Source organism: Ectopseudomonas composti (assembly GCF_900115475.1).
GTDB lineage: Bacteria > Pseudomonadota > Gammaproteobacteria > Pseudomonadales > Pseudomonadaceae > Aquipseudomonas > Aquipseudomonas composti.
Window position 1 is genome coordinate 83,386 of record NZ_FOWP01000005.1, and the last position, 22,696, is coordinate 106,081.

General features: G+C 66.6%; 22 protein-coding genes and 2 riboswitches. Of the genes, 11 read left to right on the forward strand and 11 right to left on the reverse strand.

Annotated features, from left to right (window positions below):
- Positions 1-24: 24 nt before the first annotated feature.
- The 6 genes from bufA2 to BM059_RS10860 all read right to left on the reverse strand — a co-directional run bounded on the left by bufA2 (position 25) and on the right by BM059_RS10860 (position 6,569).
- Positions 25-282, reverse strand: coding sequence for a BufA2 family periplasmic bufferin-type metallophore (gene bufA2, locus BM059_RS25630; protein ID WP_036999341.1), 258 nt, complete (start codon positions 280-282; stop codon positions 25-27).
- Between the two features lie 115 nt (positions 283-397).
- A complete protein-coding gene (locus BM059_RS10840; RefSeq protein ID WP_074938590.1) occupies positions 398-1,405 on the reverse strand; it encodes a FecCD family ABC transporter permease in 1,008 nt (335 codons plus the stop codon).
- Positions 1,402-2,337 (reverse strand): ABC transporter substrate-binding protein, encoded by a 936-nt coding sequence (locus tag BM059_RS10845; protein WP_074938969.1) that lies wholly within the window; start codon positions 2,335-2,337, stop codon positions 1,402-1,404. Before BM059_RS10845 ends, BM059_RS10840 begins: the two co-directional genes overlap by 4 nt.
- Before the next feature lie 131 nt (positions 2,338-2,468).
- Positions 2,469-3,236: an ABC transporter ATP-binding protein gene (locus BM059_RS10850; RefSeq protein WP_074938591.1), complete on the reverse strand. Its 768-nt coding sequence runs from the start codon at positions 3,234-3,236 to the stop codon at positions 2,469-2,471.
- Complete coding sequence (locus tag BM059_RS10855) at positions 3,236-5,347, reverse strand: TonB-dependent receptor (protein WP_074938593.1); 2,112 nt, start codon at positions 5,345-5,347, stop codon at positions 3,236-3,238. The genes BM059_RS10850 and BM059_RS10855 overlap by 1 nt, the downstream gene beginning before the upstream one ends.
- A 112-nt stretch (positions 5,348-5,459) precedes the next feature.
- Positions 5,460-5,653: riboswitch (cobalamin riboswitch) on the reverse strand.
- Between the two features lie 223 nt (positions 5,654-5,876).
- Positions 5,877-6,569, reverse strand: a complete 693-nt coding sequence (locus tag BM059_RS10860; protein ID WP_074938595.1) for a (2Fe-2S) ferredoxin domain-containing protein — start codon at positions 6,567-6,569, stop codon at positions 5,877-5,879.
- A gap of 368 nt (positions 6,570-6,937) precedes the next feature.
- Here BM059_RS10860 and BM059_RS10865 point away from each other — a divergent pair, with 368 nt between their 5' ends.
- The 3 genes from BM059_RS10865 (at position 6,938) to BM059_RS10875 (ending at position 9,942) form a co-directional block, all read left to right on the forward strand.
- Complete coding sequence (locus tag BM059_RS10865) at positions 6,938-8,299, forward strand: C4-dicarboxylate transporter DctA (RefSeq protein ID WP_370737349.1); 1,362 nt, start codon at positions 6,938-6,940, stop codon at positions 8,297-8,299.
- A gap of 116 nt (positions 8,300-8,415) precedes the next feature.
- Positions 8,416-9,105 carry a FadR/GntR family transcriptional regulator gene (locus BM059_RS10870; protein ID WP_036999351.1) on the forward strand — a complete coding sequence of 230 codons (690 nt, stop codon included), beginning with the start codon at positions 8,416-8,418 and terminating at the stop codon, positions 9,103-9,105.
- A gap of 102 nt (positions 9,106-9,207) precedes the next feature.
- Positions 9,208-9,942 (forward strand): GntR family transcriptional regulator, encoded by a 735-nt coding sequence (locus tag BM059_RS10875; protein WP_051563889.1) that lies wholly within the window; start codon positions 9,208-9,210, stop codon positions 9,940-9,942.
- Positions 9,943-10,046: 104 nt separating this feature from the next.
- Here BM059_RS10875 and BM059_RS10880 read toward each other — a convergent pair whose 3' ends face one another.
- Positions 10,047-10,772, reverse strand: a complete 726-nt coding sequence (locus BM059_RS10880; RefSeq protein WP_074938597.1) for a cobalt-precorrin-6A reductase — start codon at positions 10,770-10,772, stop codon at positions 10,047-10,049.
- Positions 10,769-11,971, reverse strand: a complete 1,203-nt coding sequence (gene cbiE / locus BM059_RS10885) for a precorrin-6y C5,15-methyltransferase (decarboxylating) subunit CbiE (RefSeq protein WP_074938598.1) — start codon at positions 11,969-11,971, stop codon at positions 10,769-10,771. Before cbiE ends, BM059_RS10880 begins: the two co-directional genes overlap by 4 nt.
- Positions 11,972-12,147: 176 nt before the next feature.
- Positions 12,148-12,332, forward strand: a riboswitch (cobalamin riboswitch).
- Positions 12,333-12,428: 96 nt separating this feature from the next.
- Between cbiE and cobG the strand changes: the two genes are divergently transcribed.
- The 6 genes from cobG to BM059_RS10915 all read left to right on the forward strand — a co-directional run bounded on the left by cobG (position 12,429) and on the right by BM059_RS10915 (position 18,654).
- On the forward strand, positions 12,429-13,745 hold the full coding sequence (gene cobG / locus BM059_RS10890; protein WP_074938600.1) for a precorrin-3B synthase: 1,317 nt from the start codon (positions 12,429-12,431) through the stop codon (positions 13,743-13,745).
- Positions 13,738-14,364 carry a precorrin-8X methylmutase gene (locus BM059_RS10895; protein WP_074938602.1) on the forward strand — a complete coding sequence of 209 codons (627 nt, stop codon included), beginning with the start codon at positions 13,738-13,740 and terminating at the stop codon, positions 14,362-14,364. Before cobG ends, BM059_RS10895 begins: the two co-directional genes overlap by 8 nt.
- Positions 14,364-15,104, forward strand: coding sequence for a precorrin-2 C(20)-methyltransferase (locus tag BM059_RS10900; protein WP_074938604.1), 741 nt, complete (start codon positions 14,364-14,366; stop codon positions 15,102-15,104). The genes BM059_RS10895 and BM059_RS10900 overlap by 1 nt, the downstream gene beginning before the upstream one ends.
- A gap of 179 nt (positions 15,105-15,283) precedes the next feature.
- Positions 15,284-16,939, forward strand: coding sequence for a precorrin-3B C(17)-methyltransferase (gene cobJ, locus BM059_RS10905; protein WP_074938605.1), 1,656 nt, complete (start codon positions 15,284-15,286; stop codon positions 16,937-16,939).
- A 192-nt stretch (positions 16,940-17,131) separates the two neighbouring features.
- Complete coding sequence (locus BM059_RS10910) at positions 17,132-17,971, forward strand: AraC family transcriptional regulator (protein WP_074938607.1); 840 nt, start codon at positions 17,132-17,134, stop codon at positions 17,969-17,971.
- 77 nt (positions 17,972-18,048) lie between these two features.
- Positions 18,049-18,654, forward strand: coding sequence for a LysE family translocator (locus BM059_RS10915; RefSeq protein ID WP_074938971.1), 606 nt, complete (start codon positions 18,049-18,051; stop codon positions 18,652-18,654).
- A gap of 8 nt (positions 18,655-18,662) precedes the next feature.
- Here BM059_RS10915 and BM059_RS10920 read toward each other — a convergent pair whose 3' ends face one another.
- Entirely contained in the window at positions 18,663-19,646 is a 984-nt protein-coding gene (locus BM059_RS10920) for a GlxA family transcriptional regulator (RefSeq protein WP_074938608.1), read from the reverse strand.
- 94 nt (positions 19,647-19,740) lie between these two features.
- Here BM059_RS10920 and BM059_RS10925 point away from each other — a divergent pair, with 94 nt between their 5' ends.
- Complete coding sequence (locus tag BM059_RS10925) at positions 19,741-20,352, forward strand: LysE family translocator (protein WP_074938610.1); 612 nt, start codon at positions 19,741-19,743, stop codon at positions 20,350-20,352.
- 37 nt (positions 20,353-20,389) lie between these two features.
- Here BM059_RS10925 and BM059_RS10930 read toward each other — a convergent pair whose 3' ends face one another.
- Both BM059_RS10930 and BM059_RS10935 read right to left on the reverse strand, forming a co-directional pair.
- A complete protein-coding gene (locus tag BM059_RS10930) occupies positions 20,390-20,782 on the reverse strand; it encodes a VOC family protein (protein WP_074938611.1) in 393 nt (130 codons plus the stop codon).
- A gap of 111 nt (positions 20,783-20,893) precedes the next feature.
- Positions 20,894-21,637, reverse strand: a complete 744-nt coding sequence (locus BM059_RS10935) for an SDR family oxidoreductase (RefSeq protein ID WP_037004120.1) — start codon at positions 21,635-21,637, stop codon at positions 20,894-20,896.
- A 140-nt stretch (positions 21,638-21,777) separates the two neighbouring features.
- Between BM059_RS10935 and BM059_RS10940 the strand changes: the two genes are divergently transcribed.
- Positions 21,778-22,689 carry a LysR family transcriptional regulator gene (locus BM059_RS10940; RefSeq protein WP_074938613.1) on the forward strand — a complete coding sequence of 304 codons (912 nt, stop codon included), beginning with the start codon at positions 21,778-21,780 and terminating at the stop codon, positions 22,687-22,689.
- Positions 22,690-22,696 lie beyond the last annotated feature (7 nt).

Below are 22,696 nucleotides of genomic sequence, written 5' to 3' on the forward strand. Positions count from 1 at the left end.
CGCACGGCGGCCGCCCCGGCTCACTTACTCGCCGACAGTACCTTTGGCGGCATTGCACTCAGCGAGGGTCATCGATTTGAAACCGTGACCTTTGCAAGCACCCTGGCCTTTGCAGCTGTTCTCGGCGGTTTTGCAGTCATTCTGGCCTTTGCAGGACGTGACGCCGTAACAATGTACTTTGGCTTCCTCAGCCACTGCTACGGTGCTGGAGAGAGCAGCGAACATGCTGGCAGCAGCGAAGGCGATAGCAGCACCAGTAGCAGCGGTAGATTTCATGGTCATGTGCGTATCCTCGGGTGATCTGGTTGGCCGGGCGAATAGGGTTTTGTGTGCCGGCATTGAACTAGAGCAACGAGACGAACAGGCGTTACAGCGGGATTGAAAAAAATTCAGCGACTCAGCGCCGACGCAGCAACAGCACGAAGAACACCCCGCCGATGGCGGCGGTGACGATGCCGATGGGCAGGTCCTGCGGCGCCAGCCAGGTGCGCGCCGCGACATCGACCCAGACCAGGAACAGCGCACCGAGCAGCGCCGCCACCGGCAGCAAACGACGATGCTCGGCGCCGACCAGAAAGCGCGCCACATGCGGCAACATCAGGCCGACGAAACCGATGGCACCGGACAGCGACACCAGCACACCGGTAAGTAATGAGGCCACCACGAACACCAGCAGGCGCACCCGCCGTGGCTCCAGGCCGAGGCTCACCGCGCTCTGCTCGCCGGCCATCAGCGCGTTCAGCGCACGGCCCAGGCCCAGCAGCACGGCCAGCGCCAACGCTAGGCACACGGCCGGCAGCCAGAGCAGCTCCCAGCGCGCCAGGCCCAGGCCGCCGAGCATCCAGAACAGCACCGAACTGGCCGCGTGTGGGTTGCCCAGGTACAGCAGCAGGTTGCTCGCCGCCATCATCACGAACGACACCGCCACCCCGGCCAGCAGCAGGCGGTCGCTCTCCAGTCGGCCACTGCGGCTGGCGATGGCCAGCACCAGCAGCATGCTCGCCAGGGCGCCGGCGAAGGCCGCCAGCGGCAGGCTGAGCAGGCCGGCGAACTCACCCAGGTAGAGCACCACGAGCACCGCACCGAAGGCCGCGCCGGAACTGACGCCGAGCAGGTGCGGGTCGGCCAGCGGATTGCGCGTCACTGCCTGCAATGCCGTCCCCACCAGCGCCAGCCCGGCGCCCACCAGTGCACCGAGCAGCACCCGCGGCGCGCGCAATTGCCAGACGATGCTGTCCTGGCCAACGCTCACCGCCGTCTCGGGCGCGATGCCAAACAGGTGCTGAGCGAGAATCGCCAGCACCCGCTCGAGCGGCACCTGCGCCGCGCCGAACCCCAGCGAGACGGCGCAGGACAGCGCCAGCAGCACGCTCAAGCCGAGCAACAACAGACGAAATCGACTCACTGGGCGAAGACCTCGGGGTGCAGCGCGGCGGCCAGCGTCTCGATGGCGGCGGCGTTCTCCAGGCTTGGGGTGACGGCCAGGTAGGACAGCACCACGAAGCGCTGTTCGCGGATCGCTGTCACGCCTTGCAGCCCCGGATGCTGCAGGAGGAAATCGCGCTTCTGCGCGGCCGTGCGCTCGCCGTAGTCGACGATCAGGATCAGTTCCGGGTCCTGTTCGACCACCGACTCCCAGCCCACCTTCATCCAGTTGGCTGCCACCCCATCCATCACGTTGCGCCCGCCGGCTGCCTCGATCAGCGGCTGCGGCATGCCCAGGCGCCCGGCGCTGAAGGGCACGTCCTCACCGCTGTCATAGACGAACACCCGTGGCCGCGTCGGCTGCTGGCCGAGGCGAGTACTGACTGCCGCCACACGCGCCTGCATGCCGTGCACCAGCGCAGCGGCGCGATCCTCGACGGCGAAGATGCGGCCCAGATTGCGCAGGTCGTTGTAGACATCATCGAGGCTGGCGACGCGATCCGGCATGACATGCGCGCAGGACTCGCTCAGCTCGTACACCGGGATGCCGAAACGCTCCAGGCTGGCCGGGGTGACCTCGCCACCGATGCGCATGCCGTAGTTCCAGCCGGCGAAGAAGAAGTCAGCGCCGGCATCGAGCAGGTTCTCCAGCGACGGATAGCGCGCCGCCAGCTCGGGCAGCTCGTCCAGATCGGCCTGCAGCTCGGGCGTCGGCGTCTTCCAGCCACTGACACCGCTGTAGCCGACCATGCGTTCTTTCAGGCCCAGGGCCAGGAGCATGGCGGTCAGGGTGATGTCGTGGCTGACCGCCCGCTGCGGCGGCTGCTCGATGCTCACCTGGCGGTCGCAACTGGTGACGGTGACGGCCCAGGCGGGGCTGCAGCCCAGAGCAAGAAAGCAGAGCGTTATCAGGTGGCGGAGGGAAAACTCCCCTCTCCCGCTTGCGGGAGAGGGGCCGGGGGAGAGGGAAAAGCAGCTAGCGCCCTCTCCCCGGCCCTCTCCCATAAATGGGAGAGGGAGAACAGCCAGCGTGTGAACAATCATCAAACAATCCAGGTAATACGCGGATAACCCGCCAGTGGATGGGTATCGACCAGCGCCTGCACGCCGAACACCTGCTGCAACAGCTCGGCGCTCAGCACCTCGGCGGGCGTGCCGGCGGCCACCAGGCGGCCCTGGTCGAGCACGCAGAGGCGGTCGCAGAAGGCCGCTGCCAGGTTGAGGTCGTGGAAGCTGGCCAGGGTCGCCAGGCCCAGCGCCTTGATCTGCCGCAGCAGCTCCAGTTGGTAACGCGGGTCGAGGTGGTTGGTCGGCTCGTCGAGGATCAACAGCCGGGGTTGCTGTACCAGGGCACGAGCCAGCAGCGCGCGCTGCTTCTCGCCGCCGGACAGTCGGGCGAACGGCTGTTGCGCCAGCGCGCCAAGACCAACGCGCGCCAGCGCCTCGTCGACCAGGCGGCGATCCTCGGCATCGTCGCCATCGAACAGCCCTTTGTGCGGCGTGCGGCCCATGGCCGCCACCTCCGCCACACGCAGGCCGAAGTCCTGGGGAAACTCCTGCAACACCACCGCCACCCGCTGCGCGCTCCAGCGCGGCGAGCGCTGCCATAGCGCCTCGCCGTCCAGCTCGACGCTGCCGGCACAGGGCCGCTGGAAGCGGTAGGCGCAACGCAGCAGGCTGGTCTTGCCGCTGCCGTTGGGGCCGATCAGCCCCAGCAGCTCGCCGTCAGCAACGTCCAGGTCGATGCCGTCGAGTAGCGGGCGCTGGCCGTCGGGCGACCAGGCCAGCTCGCGGATACGCAGGCGCTGCATCAGAAGCTGTAGTCCGCGGTGACGAACAACGAACGCGGCGCCCCCAGGTACCACTGCTGGCCGGCACTGCTGGCGGTGGTGGCGTACTGGCGGTCGAACAGATTGTTCAGCTCCAGGCCCAGGCGCACGTCTGGCAGCGCCTGCCAGGCGATGTTGGCGTCGACCACGGTGTAGCCGGGCACCTCGATCTGGTTGGCCGTATCGGCGTAGCGCGCATCGACATAACGCGCGCCCATGCCGACATCCACGCCCTGGCCGAGCGCCTTGTTCAGCCACAGGTTGGCGGTACGCCGCGGTACGTTGCTCGGGCGATTGCCGCTGCGGTCACCACCACCTTCGACGAAGTCGTCGTACTCGGCACGCACCAAGGCGGCGTTGGCCGATACCTGCCAGCCGTTGCCCAGGGCCAGCTCCAGCGTGGCCTCCAGGCCGTCGGAGGACTGCTGACCGATCTGCTCGGTGGGCGAAGCCGGGGTTTCGCGGCTGAGCAGCTTCTTCTTGACGATGTGGTAAGCGGCCAGCGTCCACTCGCCCTGGCCGTTCCAGAACATCTGCTTGAGGCCGATTTCGCTCTGCTTGGCTTCGCTCAGGTCGAACTGTTGCTGGCTCGGGCTGAGGGTCAGCAGGTTGTTCACCCCTTCGGTGCTGGTGGCGTACTGGCCGTACAGCGACAGCTCGGGCGTCAGGGCGAAGACCAGGCCGGCGCGCCAGTTGCCGCCACTCAGGCTGCGGTCGACGCTGCTCTCGCTGAGCAGATCGTCACGCTGGATGTGCACCTGATCACGCCGTACCCCGGTAACCAGCGACAGGCGCTCGGTCAGCTGGGTGCGGTTCTCGGCGAACAGCGAGAACTGCCGCGCCAGGTTGCGTTCGCGTGGGCCATAACCGCGCGGATCATTGCTCTGGTACTGATCACCACCGGAGCCGGCAAGCGGGACAGTGTCGCTGAAGCTGCTGGCGAAATCGTGCTGGCGCGCGAAGTGGATGCGGTTGTAATCCACGCCCACCACGGTGCGGCTGTCGAGGCCGAACAGGCTGTGATTCAGGGTGAAACTCTGACGGTCGCCGACCTGTTCCTGGGTGTGCTTAATCTCGTAGAAGCTGCTGCGGTTGATCAGGTCCCCGGGTTGCCAGCGGTAAGTCTCGGCGTTGCGCCAGTAGCGCTGGGTCTTGATGTAGTAGAGCTGGTTGCTGGCACTCAGGGCGTCGTTGATGCGCCAGTCGGTGCTCAGGCGGGTGATCTGGTCGTTGTAGCGAATGTCGGCATTGGCGACGTTGTAGTTACGCTCACGAATACCCTCGCGGTACTTGCCATCGACCAGCGGGGTACCGAAGTAGCGCTCGGGGCTCTGGTCGCCCTGGTCGTGGGACAGGCTGAAGCTGAGGTCGTCGCTGGCATCCCAGCGCAGCGCAGCGCTCAGCGCCAGGCTCTCGGAATCACCCCGGTCGACCCAGCCATTGCTGGCCTGCTGGTTGATATTCAGGCGGTAGCTCAAGCCATCGTTCAGCGAGCCGCCACTGTCCAGCGCGGCCTGGCGACGGTCATCGCTGCCATAACCGACGCGCAGGTGGTTACGGATCTCGCCGGCGAAGGGCTTCTTCGGCACCACGTTGATCACCGCGCCGGTGGCGCCTTCGCCATAGAGCACCGAGGCCGGGCCGCGCAGCACGTCGATGCGCTCCACCGACCAGGTATCCACCGGGAAAGTCACGGTGCCCGCACCGATGTACTGGCGGGTGCCGTCGTACAGCTGCATGGTCGAGGAATGGCCGGTAAAACCACGCGCCGACAGCGCCGTGCCGCCGTTGCCCGGCGTGCCGATGGTGCTGATACCCGGCGTGCGGGTCACGGCATCCTGCACGCTGCGGTTGTTGCGCTCGCGTACTTCGGCGCCACTCAGGCTGGTGGTACTGGCCGGGGTTTGCAGGGCCGACAGGTCGAGGCGCGAGCCAGCCGTGGTCGGCGTGTGCAGGCTGGTCTCGCCCTCCTGCGCGGCTTGCGCCTGGACGGTGACAGCGGGGAGATCGACAGGGGATTCGTCAGCCATGGCCGGAGCGGCCAACAGCAACGCGAACGATGCAGAGGTTTGAAACAGGGGATAGCGCGCCATATTGCTTCCATCGCAAAGAGAAAAGGCACGGCAATCCGATGGAAAATGCGCAACAGCAGACAGGGGCACGGGGCGCCCTACTGGAGTCAACGCCCGCCCACCGCGGGTTGCCAGACACAAACGACTCCAGGCCGGTCTCCGGGCTTGCGAGGGTCATGAACGCATCACCTTCCCATACGCGTGGCGCACAGTGGCATATCGATGCGGTCGCTCGCTTACCGTTGCGGGGGCAGCGTCGGACTTGAACCGACTTCCCGTTTAACCTCACGCGCGGCGGCGTGAGACACCTGAAGCGGGGCGGATATGACCATTCGCCCCCGCTCAAGTCAAGGCGCGTGGCCCGTGTATGCCGTTGCGGCTAGGGCTGCATGGGTGCAGGAGGTAGAGCGCAGCAGGACGCCCGAGCCGCAAGCCCCTCCCACAGGTTATGCCCTCGCCTGGCACACCGTGGGAGGCGCTTTAGCGGCGATTGCTCCTCTTTAGGAGCGGCTGGGTGGCATTGCGCTTCAGCCGCGAAAGGGGGCGGGCGTCAAGCCTGCTCGTCGATGCGCAAATCCGGCAACGCCGTGCCCGCCACCAGGCGCTCGTCGACCAGGCGAATCACTGCCGCTTCATCCTTGATGCCGTACCACTCGCCCTGTGGATAAAGGCTCGCGGTCGGACCCAGGTCGCAGGGGAACTGACACTGGCTGCGGGTGATGTGCACGCCGCCTTCGCACTCCAGCTTGCCGGCAGCCTTAAGTCGCTGGCGCAGGGTTTTCCACAGGCCCAGCGCGCCCTTGCGCGTGCAGCGCGGGCCGTTGCACAGCAGCAGGCGCTGCGCATGCGGCGGAATCTGCGACCAGGCGTGGTGCGCCGGCACAGGCGGTACGTCGCTGCAGGGGAGATGTGCTTCGTGGCATGCGAGCAGCGCACTCAGGCCATCGAGCCAGGTGTCCTCCAGCGCCGTGCAGACCACGAACACCTCGACTCCGTCACCGCGTTCGGCGATGCGCTCGCGCAACCAGTCGCGGTGCGCGGCATCAGCGCGCGGCTCCAGGTCGACCACCAGCAGCGGACGCGGCGCCTCGTCGATGGCCTGCCAAAAACCATCCTGCTCGCTGTCGTGCAGGTGCGCCTCGCCCAGCAGCGCCTCGATCCGCTGCTGCAGACGCTCGGACGACGCACCACGACCCAGGCCGGGGCCGATGAACAGAACGCGGGCGTAGGGGGTTTGGCTCATGGCGGTCTCCAAAACGGGCCGGCAGTCTAGCCGCTTCGGCGCGATGTCCGTACCCCGAGCGCGTCCCGCGCGTCGACTCAGTCATCCGGTCTGACCGGTCGCTGCAGCATTCCCGCTGTATAACCGCGCATCGCCATGCGCCAAGCGCAGCACCCAGCGCAGATAAAAACTGCCTGACCGACGGTCTTAAATCTGCATCAATGCTCTCTAAATCGGGCATTTCGTCATGTCGAGCCACTGCCTGCCCAGCATGATCCGCCAGACGGGGGCTTGTCGGTTGGAAAAATTGCGCTTAGCCTAAACTGGTCAGACCGGTAAGACCATAAAAACAATCTGGCGTTCGCTTCTGGGCCTCCGTGAGGGCATGGATGACGCGCCGAACGGAGACCTCGACGATGTTCATCAAACTGCTTCCCCGCTCGCTATTCCTGCAAGTCGTGATAGGCCTGGTGCTCGGCGTGTTGTGCGGCCTCAGCCTGCCCGAACTGTCCACCCAGCTGAAACCCCTTGGCGATGGCTTCATCAAGCTGATCAAGATGCTGATCGCGCTGATTGTCTTCTGCGTGGTGGTCAGCGGCATTTCCGGTGCCGGAGACCTGAAGAAGGTGGGCCGCATCGGCCTGAAATCGGTGATCTACTTCGAGGTGCTGACCACCTTCGCCCTGATTCTAGGGCTGGTGGTGGCCTATGGTCTGGGCCTGGGCTCTGGCGCCAACCTCCACCTCAACGAGCTGTCGACCAGCGATGCCGCGCTCTATGCCAGCCGCACCCAGGAGCTGCACGGCCCTGCGACTTTCATCATGGACTTGATCCCCTCCTCGGTGCTCGGTGCCTTCGCCGAGAACAACATCCTCCAGGTGCTGCTGTTCGCCGTGCTGTTCGGCAGCGCGCTGAACCTGGTCGGCGAGCAGGCCAGCGGCGTGGCCAAGCTGATCAACGAGTTCAGCCACGTGATCTTCCGCATCATGGGCATGATCGTGCGCCTGGCGCCGATCGGTGTGTTCGGCGCCGTGGCCTTCACCACCAGCAAGTACGGCCTCGACTCGCTCAGCCACCTCGGCGCGCTGGTGGCGGTGTTCTACGTGACCTGCTTCCTGTTCGTGCTGATCGTCCTGGGCAGCGTGCTGCGCCTGTGCGGGGTGCCGCTGGTGCCCTTCCTGCGCTACTTCCGCGAGGAGCTGACCATCGTCATGGGCACGGCCTCGTCCGACGCCGTGCTGCCGCAGATCATGCGCAAGCTCGAACACATGGGCATCCGTAGCTCCACCGTCGGCCTGGTGATCCCCACCGGCTACTCGTTCAACCTCGATGGTTTTTCCATTTACCTGACCCTGGCGGTGGTGTTCATCGCCCATGCCACCGGCACCGACCTGGCGATGAGCGACCTGCTCACCATCCTGCTGGTCTCGCTGATCACCTCCAAGGGCGCCCACGGCATCCCCGGTTCGGCCCTGGTCATCCTCGCCGCGACCCTCACCGCGGTGCCGGCCATCCCTGCGGCAGGCCTGGTGCTGGTGCTGGCGGTCGACTGGTTCATGGGCATCGGCCGGGCGCTGACCAATCTGATCGGCAACTGCACCGCCACCGTGGCTATCGCCCGCTGGGACAACGACATCGACCTGCAGCGCGCCCACGCAGTACTCAATGGCGAGGCCTGTGCGCCTATCGCTAGCCGGGACTCCAGCCCGATGCGTGTGGCGGTAGCGCAGGAAAGCGAGGCGCGCGGCTGATGACAAGCCAGGGCCGGTCTGCTCTCATCGCCAGGCCACAACGAGTGGCCGGCGGTGAGCGTGGTCCTGCCCGGGCGCGTGCCTGCACTCATCGTTTCGCGGTTTAGGGAGGCTTCATGTTTTCGTCATCCAAGCTGGTCGACGCGGTTGTCCGCAAGTTGCTCGCCCCCATCGAACAGGGCCTGTGGCCAGTCGGCCAGATGCTGCCGGGCCAGCGCGAATTGGCCGAGCAGATGGAGGTCAGCCGCCCCAGCCTGCGCGAGGCAATCACCATCCTGGAAACCCTGGGCGTGGTGCGCTCGCTGCCCGGCAAGGGTGTCATGGTGCTGGAGCGCCAGGGCACCGCGCTGCCGGAGGTACAGGCGCCGCCCAGCGCGACCATGGCCGACGTGCTGCAACTGCGCTACGCGCTGGAACCGTTCATCGTCGGTCTGGTCGCGCAGTCACTCGATGGCTCCGAGCTGAGCCAGTTGCGCCTGTTGCTGCTGGACATGCGTGAAGCAGTCGAGGACGGCGACATGCGTGCCCTCGCCAGCGCCTATACCAGCTTCCACCGCAAATTGGTGGCGCTCAGTTCCAACCCCATGTTCCTCAGCATTGCCAGGCAGATCGGCAGCGCTCTGGAGCAGAGCGACCAGTTGGTCCGGCGCAATTCAGACTACGCCGAGGACATCCTCCAGGAACACGAGGCGATCCTGCGTGCCATTCGCCGCCAGGACAGCGAGCAGGCCAGCCAGGCGATGCGCCAGCACATCCTCAACGAAGGCACCCGCCTGAATATCAACCTCCGCGTACCGCTGGCCTAAACCGCCGCCAAGCGGCAGACCAACCCGACATTTTTCACCCAGGCGCTACGTGGGTACAGACGCTCGCCTGCACGCAGCCCGAACCAGTCGACAGGTATGATCATGAGTGCAAACGCAGCTGTTCAGCAGCCCATCCAGACCGCTCGCCAGGACGGCAGCGGCGCCAGACTCACCAGCCACTTCGTCTACCAGAGCATCTACGCGGCGATTCTGGAAAAACGGCTGCTGCCCACTGCGAAACTGGACAAAGGTACCCTTGGGCGGATCTTCGGGGTCAGTGAATGGACCATACAACGCGCCCTGACCAAGCTTGCCGAGGAAGGTGCGGTAACCATCGAGCCAAGGCAGGTCGCCCAGGTCAGCAGGCCCAGCGAACGCCAGGCCAGGCAGGTGCTGGAGGCACGTCTGCTGGTGGAGGCGGAAGTCATTCGCCAGCTCGGCCAGCACCTGGCGGACAGCCCATTGCACGAGCTGCACGCCCTGGTGGAAAAGCAGCAGCGCTGCCTGGCAGCTGGCGATGGCGCCGGCCTGATCGAGCAGGCCGGCCAGTTCCACCTGAAGCTGGCGGAGCTTGCCGGCAACAACCTGCTGCTGGAATTCCTCCGCGGCCTGCTGTCGCGTTCAGCGCTGAACATCGCGCTGAGCAGAGGCTCGGTCTATTCGGCGCGCACCTGCCAGGAACACCTGGCGCTGATAACGGCGCTGGAGGCCGGCGACATCCCGTGCGCGACCCAATTGCTGGTCGATCACCTCAATGGCGTATTCGACAGAATGTGCTTCGCGCCCACGCCGACGGCTGACCTGCATGCTGCATTCAAGGTCAGACGCACAGCCTGATCAACCAGCGCGGCTCCTACGTAGGGTGCGCCGCGCGCACCAGCTTGCCGCGTACACCCAGAGGCGTATCCACCAACCGGCGAACTTCGCCGCGACAGTCCGTATCAGAGGCGCTGCTGCAGCGCCTCCCACAAGCTCTCCGACTCGGCGAACTCGCGCGCCACCATCGGCAGCTCAGGACGGCGCAGCAACAACACCGGCAACCCCAGCTCACGGGCGACCTGCAACTTCGGCTCGGTTGAGGCGCTGCCGCTGTTCTTGCTCACCAGCACGTCGCAGCGCAGGCGGGCGAACAGCGCGCGCTCCTCGTCCAGGGAGAACGGCCCGCGGGCACCGATCACCTCGGCCCGCAGCGGCGCCGGCTCGGCCTGCAGGCAGCGCACCGTCCAGTGCTGGTGTTCGGGAATCTCATGCAGATGCGCCAGCGGCTCGCGCCCGGAGGTGAAGAACGGCCGCTCGAACGGCACCAGCGCGCGGGTCAGTGCATCCCAGTCGTCCACTTCGCGCCAGTCGTCATCGGTGCCGGGCTGCCAGCCAGGGCGACGCAATGCCCAACAGGGCACGCCGGCGACTTCTGCGGCGCGGGCGGCGTTATGGCTGATCTGTGCAGCGTAGGGGTGGGTCAGGTCCAGTAGCAGCTCGATGCCTTCATCGGCAATAAAGGCAGCCAGCCCCTCGGCGCCGCCAAAGCCACCGACACGCACGCGGCACGGCAAATCGGCCGGCACCCGACCGAGGCCGGCCAGGCTGTAGATGGTTTCCAGCCCAAGGCGACGGGCGAGGCGCAGCGCTTCTGTGGTGCCACCGAGCAACAGAATGCGCCGGTTCAAGGTTTGTGCACCGTCAGCAGGGTGATTGGCAGCGCCGCGCGCCAGGTGTCGAAGCCGCCCAGCGGTTGTGCCTGGGCCACGGTCAAACGCAGCAGTTCGCCGCCATGCCGCTCGCGAAAGGCGACCAGCGCCGCCTCGCTCTGAATGGTCACGGCATTGGCCAGCAGGCGCCCGCCCGGCTTGAGCGCGGCCCAGCAATCATCGAGCACGCCAGGCACGGTAACTCCACCGCCGATAAAGATCGCATCTGGCGCCGGCAGTCCGGCCAGGGCCTCGGGCGCATGCCCGGCGACCAGTTGCAGGGCGGGCACGCCGAGGGCATCGCGGTTGTGGCGAATATGATCCTGGCGTCCGTCATTGGCCTCGATGGCGATAGCGCGGCAAGCCGGGTGCGCACGCATCCACTCGATGCCGATAGAGCCACAGCCGGCACCAACGTCCCACAGCAGTTCGCCGGGCAGTGGCGCCAGGCGCGCCAGGGTGACTGCGCGAACGTCACGCTTGGTCAGTTGCCCGTCGTGGCGGTAGGCATCATCCGGCAGGCCGCAAGTCGGTGGCAGCAGTTGCGCACCAGCATCGGCCATACACTCCACGGCCAGCAGATTGAGATCGGCGCCACGCGGCAGGTTCCAGCTCGCGGCCAGGCCATCGAGGCGGCGCTCGTCAGGTCCGCCAAGGTGCTCCAGCAGGGTCAGGCGGCTGGCGCCGAAACCGCGCGTACGCAGGGCTTCGGCCACCTGCGCAGGCGTTTCACCATCGGCGCTTAATACCAGCAGGCGCGTGCCTGGATACAGTCGGGCGTTGAGCGTGGCCAGCGGCCGGCCGACCAGCGACACCACCTCTACCTCTTGCAATGGCCAGCCCAGGCGCGCCGCCGCCAGCGACACCGAGGACGGCGCCGGCAGTACCCGCAACTCGTCGGCCGGCACCTGGCGTACCAGGCTGGCGCCGACGCCGTAGAACATCGGGTCGCCACTGGCCAGCACGCACACCGCCTCGCCGCGTCGTGCCAGCAGTGGTTGCAGGTCGAAGGGGCTGGGCCAGGTCTCTCGTGTGCCGCTGATACACGGTGGCAGCAACGCCAACTGACGCGGCGCACCGACGATACGCGTGGCCGCCAGCAGGGCGCGGCGTGCAGCCTTGCCCAGACCGGGGTAGCCGTCTTCGCCGATGCCGACCAGGGTCAACCAGGGTTTCATCCAATGTCCTCGCACAGGCCCGACGGAGCGCCTGTCCGCGCTCCGGGCAAAGCGGGCATAATAGCGCCTTCGTCGGTGCCCTTGAGTCGATACAACTCAAGGGCCTAAGGAAACGCTGAAATAGTCGTCGTTCCCGCGCAGGCGGGAATCCAGAATCTCCGTAGTACCTGGGCTCCCGCCTTCGCGGGAGTGACGGTAATGGCCATTTCAGAGCTACCCCAAGAGGGAACACGGTAAAACCGTGGCTGCCCCCGCAACTGTAAACAGCGAGTCTGCCGCACCTGCGCCACTGGATTTCCGGGAAGGCCGCGGCCGATCAAGACCTGTCAGCCAGGAGACCTGCCGACGAACGCTGGTCGCGAGTGCCAACATCGGGCGGGGTGTACCGATGCCATGAAATCCCCTGCGGGCGGGTTTCGCTGGTTCGGTCGCCGCGTCGTTATCCACAGGTGACTGCTTGAACGCTTCCCTCCGCCCTTCCGCCTGCCCCGGCCTGCTGCGCATCGTGCCTGCGTTGGACGGCGGTATCTGCCGGGTCAAACTGCCCGGCGGTGTGCTGCGCGGTGCGCAGGCGCGGGCGATTGCCGCGGCCGCGCGGCAGCATGCCAGCGGCGTGCTGGAGCTGACCAACCGCAGCAACCTGCAGATTCGTGGCGTGCTCCCCGGCCAGGAAAGCGCACTGATCGACGCCCTGCTGAGCGCCGGTCTCGGCCCGCGCGTGGCCGCCGCTGACGATGTGCGCAACCTGCTGCTCAGCCCCGCCGCCGGCCTCGATCCGCAGGCACGGATGGACGTGCGCCCGCTGGCCAGCCAACTTCTCGACCTGCTGCAGGACACTCCGGCGCTGCATGCGCTATCGCCCAAGTTCGCCTTGCAGCTCGACGGTGGCGAAGCCCTGGCCATGCGCGAACACCCGCACGACCTGTGGCTGGCCGCCGAAGACGACCAGCACCTGCTGCTGGGCCTGGCCGGCTGCCCCCTTGAGGCGCCGCTGGCGCGGATCGAAGCGACGCACGCCGTCGAGCTGGTGCGCCAGCTCCTGCTGCTGTTCCTCGAACTGGCCACGCCCGAGCAGACACGTATGCGCCAGTTGCTGGCGGATATCACGCCGACCGAGCTGCTGCAGCGCCTACAAGCGCGTCTGAATTTCACCCTGCAGCCAGCACCACCGGCCAATGGGCAACCTGCCGATCGCACCAGCCGCGCCCCGGCAGGGATTTATCCACAAGCGCAGAGCGACCTGTGCATGGTCGCAGCCGGTGCCCAATTGGGCCGCCTGCATGCCGAACAACTGCTGGCGCTGGCCGAGCTGAGCGAGCGCCACAGCGACGGCGAACTGCGCCTGACGCCCTGGCAGGGCCTGCTGCTGGGCAATGTGCCTGAATCCGCCAGCGCTGAACTGCTGGCAGCACTGGGCGAACTGGGCCTGCTGACCCATATCGACGAGCCGCTGCTCGGTTTGGTCGCCTGCACCGGCTCGGCGGCCTGCGCGCGCGGCCTGGCCGATAGCAAACACCACGCCCTGCACCTGGCCGATCTGCTTCGCGCAAGCGGCACCCGACCACAAGTGCACCTCAGCGCCTGCCCACGCAGTTGCGCCAGCGCACGGGTGCAGCCCTACACCCTGCTGGCCAGCACACCCGACCATTACCAGCTCTATCAACGCACGCCCGAAGTGCCCGGTTTCGGCCGCCTGCTGGCGCCAGCCATGACCATCGACGAGGCCGGCGCATGGTTCGCCCGCCAACACCCCGCAGGAACCCCCGATGCTTGATTACATCCGCGACGGCCAGGAAATCTACCGCCGCTCCTTCGCCACCATCCGCGCCGAAGCCAACCTCGATGGCATCCCCGCCGACCTGGAAAAACTCGCCGTGCGGGTGATCCACGCCTGCGGCATGGTCGACGTGGTGCAAGACCTGCGCTTCTCCCCCGGTGCCGGCGCGGCTGGCCGTGCAGCCCTGCTGGCCGGCGCGCCGATCCTCTGCGATGCGCGGATGGTCGCCGAGGGCATCACCCGTCCGCGCCTGCCGGCCGGCAACCAGGTGATCTGCACCCTGCACGATGCCGGCGTACCGGAGCTGGCCCGCGAAGTCGGCAACACTCGCTCGGCGGTCGCCCTGGAGCACTGGCGCGAACACCTGGAGGGCAGCGTGGTGGTGATCGGCAACGCGCCGACCGCACTGTTCTACCTGCTGGAAATGCTCGACGCCGGCGCACCGAAGCCGGCCCTGATCATCGGCATGCCGGTGGGCTTTATCGGCGCGGCGGAATCGAAAGACGCCCTGGCCGCAGACAGCCGTGGCGTGCCCTACGTGATCGTCCGTGGCCGCCGTGGCGGCAGCGCCATGGCGGTGGCGGCGGTCAACGCGCTGGCCTCGGAGGTGGAGTGATGGCCGGTCGTCTGCTTGGTCTCGGCGTCGGCCCTGGCGACCCCGAGCTGCTCACCCTCAAGGCCCTGCGCCTGCTGAAATCGGCACCGGTGGTGGCCTATTTCGTGGCCAAGGCCAAACACAACGCCGGCCATGGCGGTAATGCCTTCGGCATCATCGAACAGCATCTGGACACCGCCCAGCAGCGCCTGCCGCTGGTCTACCCGGTGACCACCGAGAAGCTGGCCCCGCCGCTGTCCTACGAGGATGTGATCGCCGATTTCTACGACACCTGCGCCGAGCAGATCGCCCGGCTGCTGGACGCAGGCCAGGACGTGGCGGTGATCTGCGAGGGCGACCCGTTCTTCTACGGTTCCTACATGTACCTGCACGACCGCCTGGCCGGCCGGTATGAGGTGGAGGTGGTGCCCGGCGTGTGCTCCATGCTCGGCTGCGCCTCGGTACTCGGCACGCCGCTGGTGTACCGCAACCAGAGCTTGAGCGTGCTGTCCGGCGTGCTGCCGGAAGACGAGCTGGAACAGCGCCTGCGCGACGCCGAAGCAGCGGTGGTGATGAAGCTCGGGCGCAACTTCGACAAGGTGCGCCGGGTGCTGCGCAAGCTCGGCCTGGACGAGCGCGCCCATTACGTCGAGCGGGCGACCATGGCCAGCCAGAAGATAGTGGCGCTGGACGAAGTGGAGCCGATGGAGTCGCCGTACTTTTCCATGATTCTGGTGCCCGGCCAAAAATGGCGAGGGTAATCCCGTAGGGCGGGTGTAACCCGCCGACAGCGAGCCGGCGGGTTGCACCCGCCCTACCAATCACTCGTTGATATACGGTCATTGTGGGAGGGGCTTCAGCCGCGACAGTCGCCGCTAAAGCGCCTCCCACGGATCGCGACCTATTCTCCGGATTACATCCGGGCTACAGGATTTACCGCATGAACATCGTCATCCTCGGCGCCAGTGCGCTGGCCACCGCACAACGCCTCCAGGTGCTTTATCCACAGGCCGTGATCCATGGCTTGCGCGGCCGTGCCGATGGCGCCGAGCGTCACTACGATGAGTTCGGCGAGCACCTGCGTGCGCTGTATCGCGCTGGTCAGCCGCTGGTGGTGCTGTGCGCCGCCGGCATCGTCATCCGCAGCCTTGCCGCGCTGCTGGCGGAAAAGGGCGCCGAGCCGCCGGTACTGGCCCTGGCCGAGGATGGCAGCGCCGTGGTGCCGCTGCTCGGCGGCCTGGCCGGGGTCAACCGCCTGGCCCGCGAGATCGCCGCGCACCTGGGCGTGACGCCGGCCATCACCACCAGCGGCGAGCTGCGCTTCGGCACCTGCCTGCTGGAGCCGCCTGCCGGTTATGCGCTGGCCGACCTGCAACAAGGCAAGCGCTTCGTCAGCGATCTACTCGGCGGCGAAACGGTGCGCATCGAAGGCCAGGCGCCCTGGCTGGAAGCCGCGCAGTTACCTGTGGATAACACCGCCAACCGGGTCATCCACATCACCGCGCAGGCGCGCCCGACGCAACCCGACGAACTGCTGATCCACCCGCGCTGCGCCGCCGCGCTGATCGAACGCCCCGGTGCCGACCTGCCCGCACGCCTGCAGCAAGCGCTTAGCTCTGCCAACCTGGCACCGCAAGCGCTGGCAGTGCTGCTCGCGGACAAAACCTGGATGGCCAACGCCGATTTGCACGCAGCAGCGCAGGCACTGAACTTGCCGCTGCGCTTTATCCACAGCACAGCCGCGCTGCCAGCCGAACACCATATCGGTGACGGCTTGCGCCTGCTGCTGGACGAACAGCCACTGGATATCGAACGCCTCGGCCAGCGCCGTGGCCGCCTCAGCGTGGTCGGCCTCGGCCCTGGCGCCGCCGAGCACATGACCCCCGCCGTGCGCCGTGCCCTCGACGAAGCTGAAGACCTGCTCGGCTACGACACCTACGTGAAGATGGCCGGCCCGCTGCACGCCGATCAATGCCTGCACCCCAGTGACAACCGCGAAGAGCTGCAGCGCGCCGCCCACGCCTTCGAACTGGCCGCCACGGGCCGCCGGGTGGTGATGATTTCTTCGGGCGACCCCGGCGTGTTCGCCATGGCCGCCGCCGTGATGGAAGCCCTGGAAAGCCCGCAGGACATGGCCTGGCAAGGCGTAGAACTGGAGGTACTGCCAGGCGTTTCCGCCGCCCTGGCCACCGCGGCCAAGGCCGGTGCTCCACTGGGTCACGACTTCTGCCTGATCTCCCTGTCCGACAACCTCAAGCCCTGGACGGTGATCGAGAAGCGTCTGGAGCACGCCGCCCTCGCCGATCTGGCCATGGCCTTCTACAACCCGATCTCCAAGTACCGCCCCTGGCAGCTCGGCCGCGCCTTGGAGCTGCTGCGCCAGCACCGCGCGCCGGAAACGCTGGTGGTGCTTGGCCGCGATATTGGCCGCCCCGCCGAAGCCCTGCGCAGCCTCACCTTGGGCGAGCTGACGCCGGAGATGGTCGACATGCGCACCCTGGTGATCATCGGCTCCAGCCAGACCCGCCGCTTTCCGCGTGCCGACGGCGGCGAGTGGGTGTATACGCCGCGCTGGTATCCCGCGCAGGCCGACTAAAGCATCGCTCGCAAACAGGATTGCCAAGCATTTGTAGGAGCGGATTTATCGGCGAATTTCGCGGCTGAGGCCTCTCCTACGGGTCAAGGCGCTTGGTTTTATCCACAGCCCCTACCATCTGCACAAACGTTCTAGGCATGCCCGGCAAACGGGTTAAGCTCAGGCGTTCCACTTTCCACTGTGAGCCGGGCGATGAACGCGCAATCATGGGTCGACCTCAAGCAGGATGCCGATACCGGCATCGAGGTGATCCGTGCGCATTTCGAGGGCCATGCCTACGATCCGCACTGGCACGACAGTTACCTGATCGGCTTCACCGAACAAGGCGTACAGCAGTTCCATTGCCGTCGGGCGCTGTTCAGCAGCGTGCCGGGGCAGACCTTCTTTCTCGAACCCGGCGACATCCATGACGGCCATGCGCCGACGCCAGGCGGCTTCACCTATTCCACGCTATATCTAGAACCGACCTGGCTGGAAAAGGCATTGCCGGCGCTGTTCGAACAGGCGCCCAGCGACTGCCTGCCCGGCGTGCCGCGCACCCAGCCGGACGATCCCGGCCTGCTGCCGTGCATCGCCAATGCCTTGCAGGCATTGAGCGACGGCGAGCCGCGCATGGTGCGCGACGCCGCGCTGGATGCGCTGCTGGAGCGAATCTCGCGCAGCCTGCACTGGCGCCAGCAACTGCCAGGCAACCCGCAGATACCCAGCGTGGCCCTGCGTGCCCGCGACTACCTGCATGCGCACTTTCACGAGAACATCGGTCTCGATGAACTGGCGCGGGTTTGCGGCGTCGACCGCTTTCGCCTCTGTCGCGCGTTCAAGGCCGCCTTCGGCATCGCCCCGCACGGCTACCTGATCCAGCTGCGCCTGGTGCGCGCCCGGCGTCTGCTGGCCCTAGGCACGACGCCAGCGGATGTCGCCAGCGACCTCGGCTTCGCCGACCAGAGTCATTTGGGCCGCTGGTTCCGCCGCGCCAACGGCGTCACCCCGGGCGCCTACCGCAACCTCTGCACAAAGCTTCAAGACCACTGAGCGAGCGAGCCGGACAATCGCGCCATACCCAATATGGAGCGATGCCCAATGTCTTTCACCGCCTACCGGGCGCAGCCATGAGCCAGTGGCTGCCCTTTATCCTGTTCGCCTCGGTGGCCTCGATCACCCCCGGCCCGACCAACCTGCTGATCCTCGGCAGCGCCGCCCGCTTCGGCCTGTCCATCGCCCTGACCATCGCGGTCGGGGCGAGCCTAAGCGCCAGCCTGATGCTGCTGGTGGTCGGCTTGGGCCTCGGTGAACTACTGGCCCGCGCCCCGCTGCTGCAGACGGCGATGAGCTGGGCCGGCGCCGGCTGGATCAGCTGGATGGCCTGCAAGCTGATGCGCGCCGAAACTGCCGGCCTGGGCGAGCGCAGCGTCGATCAGCGCCAGGGCTTCGTCCAGGGTGCCGGCCTGCAACTGATCAACCCCAAGACCTGGCTGATGACCATCTCGGTCACGGCGATCTTCCTAGGCGGCGACGCCTCGTTCGGCGCCGTGACGGCCTATGCCTTGCTGTTCCTGCTGGTGTCCACGCCGTGCCTGCTGGTATGGGGTCTACTCGGCATCGGCAGCGCGCGCCTGTTGCGGCGACCGGCAAGGTTGCGACTGTTCAACCGCTGCATGGCCCTATTGCTGCTGACCTCGGTTTGGGTGCCGTTATTGTCCCAGCTTCGCGGCTGAAGCCGCTCCTACGGCGTGGGTTTGGCTTGGCGGCGCATCGTCCCAGGCGTGGAACCGAAGCGCTGGCGAAACAGCTTGCCCAGATGGCTGGTATCGCCGACGCCGATCTCATCGGCGATCTGCGCCAGGCTGTGGCTGGAGTTGAGCAGGCGCCAGCGCACGTGTTGCAGGCGCAGCTCGTTCCAGTATTCGCGCGCGCTCATGCCCTGGCTGGCGTGGAACAGACGATCGAGTTGACGCCGACTGATACCGACACTGGCCGCCAGTTGCTCGATGCCGTCGGCGCTGGCCAGGCCGTGGCGCATCAGGGCGATGGCACGGTCGACATGGCGTTCGCCACTCGGCGTGGTGTGCAGCGAACGCAGCGCATGCTGGCCGCTGCGCGTCTCGTCCACCAGCATGTCGGCCAGGCCTTTTAGCGCCCTTGCCCGGCCACTGCCCTGGGCCAGCAGCTCCACTGCCAGGTCGATGGCCGCCGTGCCGCCGGCGCAGGAAATCCGCGCGCCATGGAGGCAATACAGGCGCTCGCGGGCCAGGCGCAGGTGCGGGAAGCTGGCGCGGAATTCCGCCTCGTGACGCCAGTGCACCGCCACCTGGTGACCGTCGAGTAAACCGCAGGCGGCGAGCATAAAGCTGGCGTTGTCGATCGCCACCAGTTTCACGCCAGCGCGGGCCGCGCGACGCAGCAACGGCTGGTAGGTCGGCGCCAGCGCAGCAGTGGCCTGCGCGTTGCGCCCGCCGAACAGCACCAGGTAGTCGTAGTCGGCCAGCTTCAGCTCGTCCGGCGTGGCCTCGATGCGCAGCGCTGCACCGCTGCTGGACAGCACATGCCCCGGATGCAGACCGAGGATCGTCCAGGCGCAGTAGCGCTGACGGCTGTAGTCCTCGTCGTCGGCGCTGAAGCGCAGCTTGTCGAGGAAACCACCAAACGGCAGCAGGGCGAACTCCGGTAGTGGCAGCAGGAGAAAACGCAGATCGGGGTTTTCAGTCATGCCCTGTCCAGAACCAACCATTAGATGACCAGAATCTACCTCATCCCCGCCCCTGCCGCTGACTAGACTGGCCGCGCATTCACAGGAGACCCGCATGGCCCTCGAACTCTGGCTCGTCTACTTCGTCGCCACCCTCGGCCTGGCACTGACGCCCGGCCCCAACAGCCTGCTGGCGCTGACTCACGGCGGCTTGTATGGCGCGCGTATGGCGCTGGCCACCATCCTCGGCGGTGTAGTCGGCTTCAGCGCGCTGATCGCCCTGGCCATGTTCGGCCTCGGCGCCCTGCTCAAGACTGCGCCCGCCGCCCTGCTGGCGCTGAAGTGGATCGGTGGCGCCTACCTGATCTGGCTGGGCGTGCAGCTGTGGCGCTCACCGCCAATGAACCTGACCCTGGCCGACAGCGGTGTGCGCCCCAGCGCCGCCCGGCTGTTTCGCCAGGGCCTGCTGTCGGCGCTGTCCAACCCCAAGGTGATCCTGTTCTACGGCGCCTTCCTGCCGCAGTTCGTCGACCCGCAGCGCGGCCTGGCCGTGCAGTTCGTGGTAATGGCAGCGACCTTCGCCGTGGTCGAATTCCTCGTCGAGCTGCTGCTGGCGCTGCTGGCCTTTCGCGTACGCCCCTGGCTGGAGCGCGGCGGCCGCACCTTCAACCGCAGTTGCGGCGTACTCTTCGTGCTGATCGGCGTGGCGCTGCCGCTGGCGCGCTGAGCGAGCGCTGAACCAGCGCGCCAGGGGTAGGCCTCTCTCACTCGGGGCGGTGACACACCACGCAAAGCTTGTTGCCATCGAGGTCGCGAAAATAGGCGCCGTAGTAATCCGGGTGATAGTGCACGCGCAGGCCTGGAGCGCCCTCGCAACGCCCACCCTGAGCGAGCGCCAGCCGGTGAGCCTGATCGACCTGTGCACGGGTCTGCGCCAGCAATGCCACCATCTGCCCGTTGCCGGAATGGTGCACTGCGCCATCATAAGGTGTGCTGATCAGCAACAGGGGCCGGGGCTCCGGGCTTGACTGCCAGACCGCCCAGGGCTTTTCCGCATCGAGTAAACGCAACTCGACACCCAGCAAATCCATCAACGGCTGGTAGAACCTCAGGGCGCGTGGAAAATCGCTCACGCCGATACAGATATGGGAAAACATGCTGCCCCCTCTCCTTTGAACGAAAACAGCGCCTGCATCCTGGCCTAGTGCAGACCAGTATCGCAAGCGCCTAGAGAAGGGCGAACCTGCCGCATACGCGGCAGGCGCGGATCAGAATTCCTGCACGGTCGGGCGCAGGACGATCTCGTTGATGTCGACATCGGCCGGCTGTTCGATGGCGTAGGCGATGGCGCGCGCCACCGATTCCGCCGGGATCGCCTGCTTGTAGAAGTCGACGACGAAATCGCGGCTCTGCTGGTGCGCACTGCCGAACTTCAGCTCCGAATCCACCGCGCCTGGCTCGATGGTGGTGGTGCGGATGCTGCCACCAACCTCATGGCGCAGGCCTTCGGAGATGGCGCGTACGGCGAACTTGGTGCCGCTGTAAACGGTACCACCCGGGCTGAACACCTTGATCCCGGCCACCGAGGCGATGTTGATGAAGTGCCCGGCGTTTTGCTGCTGGAACACCGGCAGCGCCGCGGCGATGCCGTACAGCACGCCCTTGATGTTGATGTCGATCATGCGCTCCCACTCCTCGACGCGTACATCGCTCAGCGGCGCGATGGCCATCAGCCCGGCGTTGTTGACCAGCACATCGACGCGGCCAAAGCTGTCCAGCGCGCCCTGGATCAACGCCTTGACCTCATCGGCGCGGGTCACGTCGGTCTGGTAGGCCACGGCCTCGCCGCCAGCGGCGACCAGTTCGCTGACCAGTTGCTCGAGACGCTCCTTACGCCGTGCCGCCAGCACCACCTTGGCGCCCAGTTGGCTCAGATGACGCGCTGTCGCTTCGCCCAGCCCGCTGCTGGCGCCGGTGATGACCACGACCTTGCCGGAAATGTTGTTGCTCATGGGTAAGCCCTCTCTCGATTCGTTGGAGTGTCCGTGCCATACGCCGGACATGGGCTCACGTTAGAGGCGATTTCAGTTTCAATGAATGGAAGAGTTTGGATTAGGCTATTCCATATTCTGGAATACAAAGGCGCCCCGATATGCTCAATCGCATGGAGATGATCCGCATATTCTGCAGTGCGGCCGACTGCAGCAATTTCCGCGAGGCGGCGACTCGGCTCGGGGTTTCGCCGCAGGCGGTGACCCGCGCGATCAAGGCGCTGGAAGAGGAACTCGGCGAGATTCTGTTTCACCGCAACACCCGCCAAGTGCATATCACCGCCTTCGGCGAGGCCTACGCGGTGCGTGCCCGGCAGATGCTGGAGGATTTCGACGCGCTGTTTCGCGGCCATCGCGCGGAAACCGAATCGGCCATCGCCGGGCGCATCGGCATCACCGCGCCGCAGGCCATCGGCAAGCGCTTTCTGGTGGGTTTCCTGCAACCCCTGCTCAAGCAGCACCCGCAACTGGTGCTGAACCTGCGCCTGGAGGACGAGATCACCGACGCGGTGGAAGCGCAGATCGATATCGGCATCCGCGTCGGCTTCCTGCGTGACAGCCGCTACGTCGCCCGCGCCCTGGCGCCGGTGCCGCTACTGGTGGTGGCCACGCCGGAACTGATCGCTGCCACAAGCCAGCCGCGCAGTCTCGACGAGCTGCAGCAGCGGCCACTGTCGGTGCTGATCGACCGCAAGAACGGCCGCCCCTGGCCGTGGACATTCGCCCATGGCCCCAGCCTGCATCCGCCCGCGCCAGCGCTGGTCTGCGATGACCCCGAAGCCGAGCTGGAAGCCGTGCTCGCCGGCCTGGCCTACGGCCAGTTGCCCACCTACCTGGCGCAACCCTATCTGGAGAGCGGCCGCCTGCAGGCAGTGCTGACCGAGCAGGCGCCCGACCCCTGGCAGTTGTTCATCTACCGCCCGCAGCAAGGCCCGGTGCCGCCAAGAGTGCGCCTGGTGTTCGATCACCTGCGCGCCTGCTTCTCCGATCCGGCGCAGTTTCCTCAGGGCTGAGGTCGCT

Bases quoted from the DNA above. Each gene is read 5' to 3' on its own strand.
- BM059_RS10935 (WP_037004120.1), bottom strand. From the start codon at position 21,637: ATGAGCAACAACATTTCCGGCAAGGTCGTGGTCATCACCGGCGCCAGC.
- BM059_RS10875 (WP_051563889.1), top strand. From the start codon at position 9,208: ATGAGTGCAAACGCAGCTGTTCAGCAGCCCATCCAGACCGCTCGCCAG.
- BM059_RS10910 (WP_074938607.1), top strand. From the start codon at position 17,132: ATGAACGCGCAATCATGGGTCGACCTCAAGCAGGATGCCGATACCGGC.
- BM059_RS10860 (WP_074938595.1), bottom strand. From the start codon at position 6,569: ATGAGCCAAACCCCCTACGCCCGCGTTCTGTTCATCGGCCCCGGCCTG.
- BM059_RS10855 (WP_074938593.1), bottom strand. From the start codon at position 5,347: ATGGCGCGCTATCCCCTGTTTCAAACCTCTGCATCGTTCGCGTTGCTG.
- cbiE (WP_074938598.1), bottom strand. From the start codon at position 11,971: ATGAAACCCTGGTTGACCCTGGTCGGCATCGGCGAAGACGGCTACCCC.
- BM059_RS10920 (WP_074938608.1), bottom strand. From the start codon at position 19,646: ATGACTGAAAACCCCGATCTGCGTTTTCTCCTGCTGCCACTACCGGAG.
- cobJ (WP_074938605.1), top strand. From the start codon at position 15,284: ATGAACATCGTCATCCTCGGCGCCAGTGCGCTGGCCACCGCACAACGC.
- BM059_RS10900 (WP_074938604.1), top strand. From the start codon at position 14,364: ATGGCCGGTCGTCTGCTTGGTCTCGGCGTCGGCCCTGGCGACCCCGAG.
- BM059_RS10930 (WP_074938611.1), bottom strand. From the start codon at position 20,782: ATGTTTTCCCATATCTGTATCGGCGTGAGCGATTTTCCACGCGCCCTG.
- bufA2 (WP_036999341.1), bottom strand. From the start codon at position 282: ATGACCATGAAATCTACCGCTGCTACTGGTGCTGCTATCGCCTTCGCT.
- BM059_RS10850 (WP_074938591.1), bottom strand. From the start codon at position 3,236: ATGCAGCGCCTGCGTATCCGCGAGCTGGCCTGGTCGCCCGACGGCCAG.
- BM059_RS10915 (WP_074938971.1), top strand. From the start codon at position 18,049: ATGAGCCAGTGGCTGCCCTTTATCCTGTTCGCCTCGGTGGCCTCGATC.
- BM059_RS10925 (WP_074938610.1), top strand. From the start codon at position 19,741: ATGGCCCTCGAACTCTGGCTCGTCTACTTCGTCGCCACCCTCGGCCTG.
- BM059_RS10940 (WP_074938613.1), top strand. From the start codon at position 21,778: ATGCTCAATCGCATGGAGATGATCCGCATATTCTGCAGTGCGGCCGAC.
- BM059_RS10870 (WP_036999351.1), top strand. From the start codon at position 8,416: ATGTTTTCGTCATCCAAGCTGGTCGACGCGGTTGTCCGCAAGTTGCTC.
- BM059_RS10895 (WP_074938602.1), top strand. From the start codon at position 13,738: ATGCTTGATTACATCCGCGACGGCCAGGAAATCTACCGCCGCTCCTTC.
- BM059_RS10865 (WP_370737349.1), top strand. From the start codon at position 6,938: ATGACGCGCCGAACGGAGACCTCGACGATGTTCATCAAACTGCTTCCC.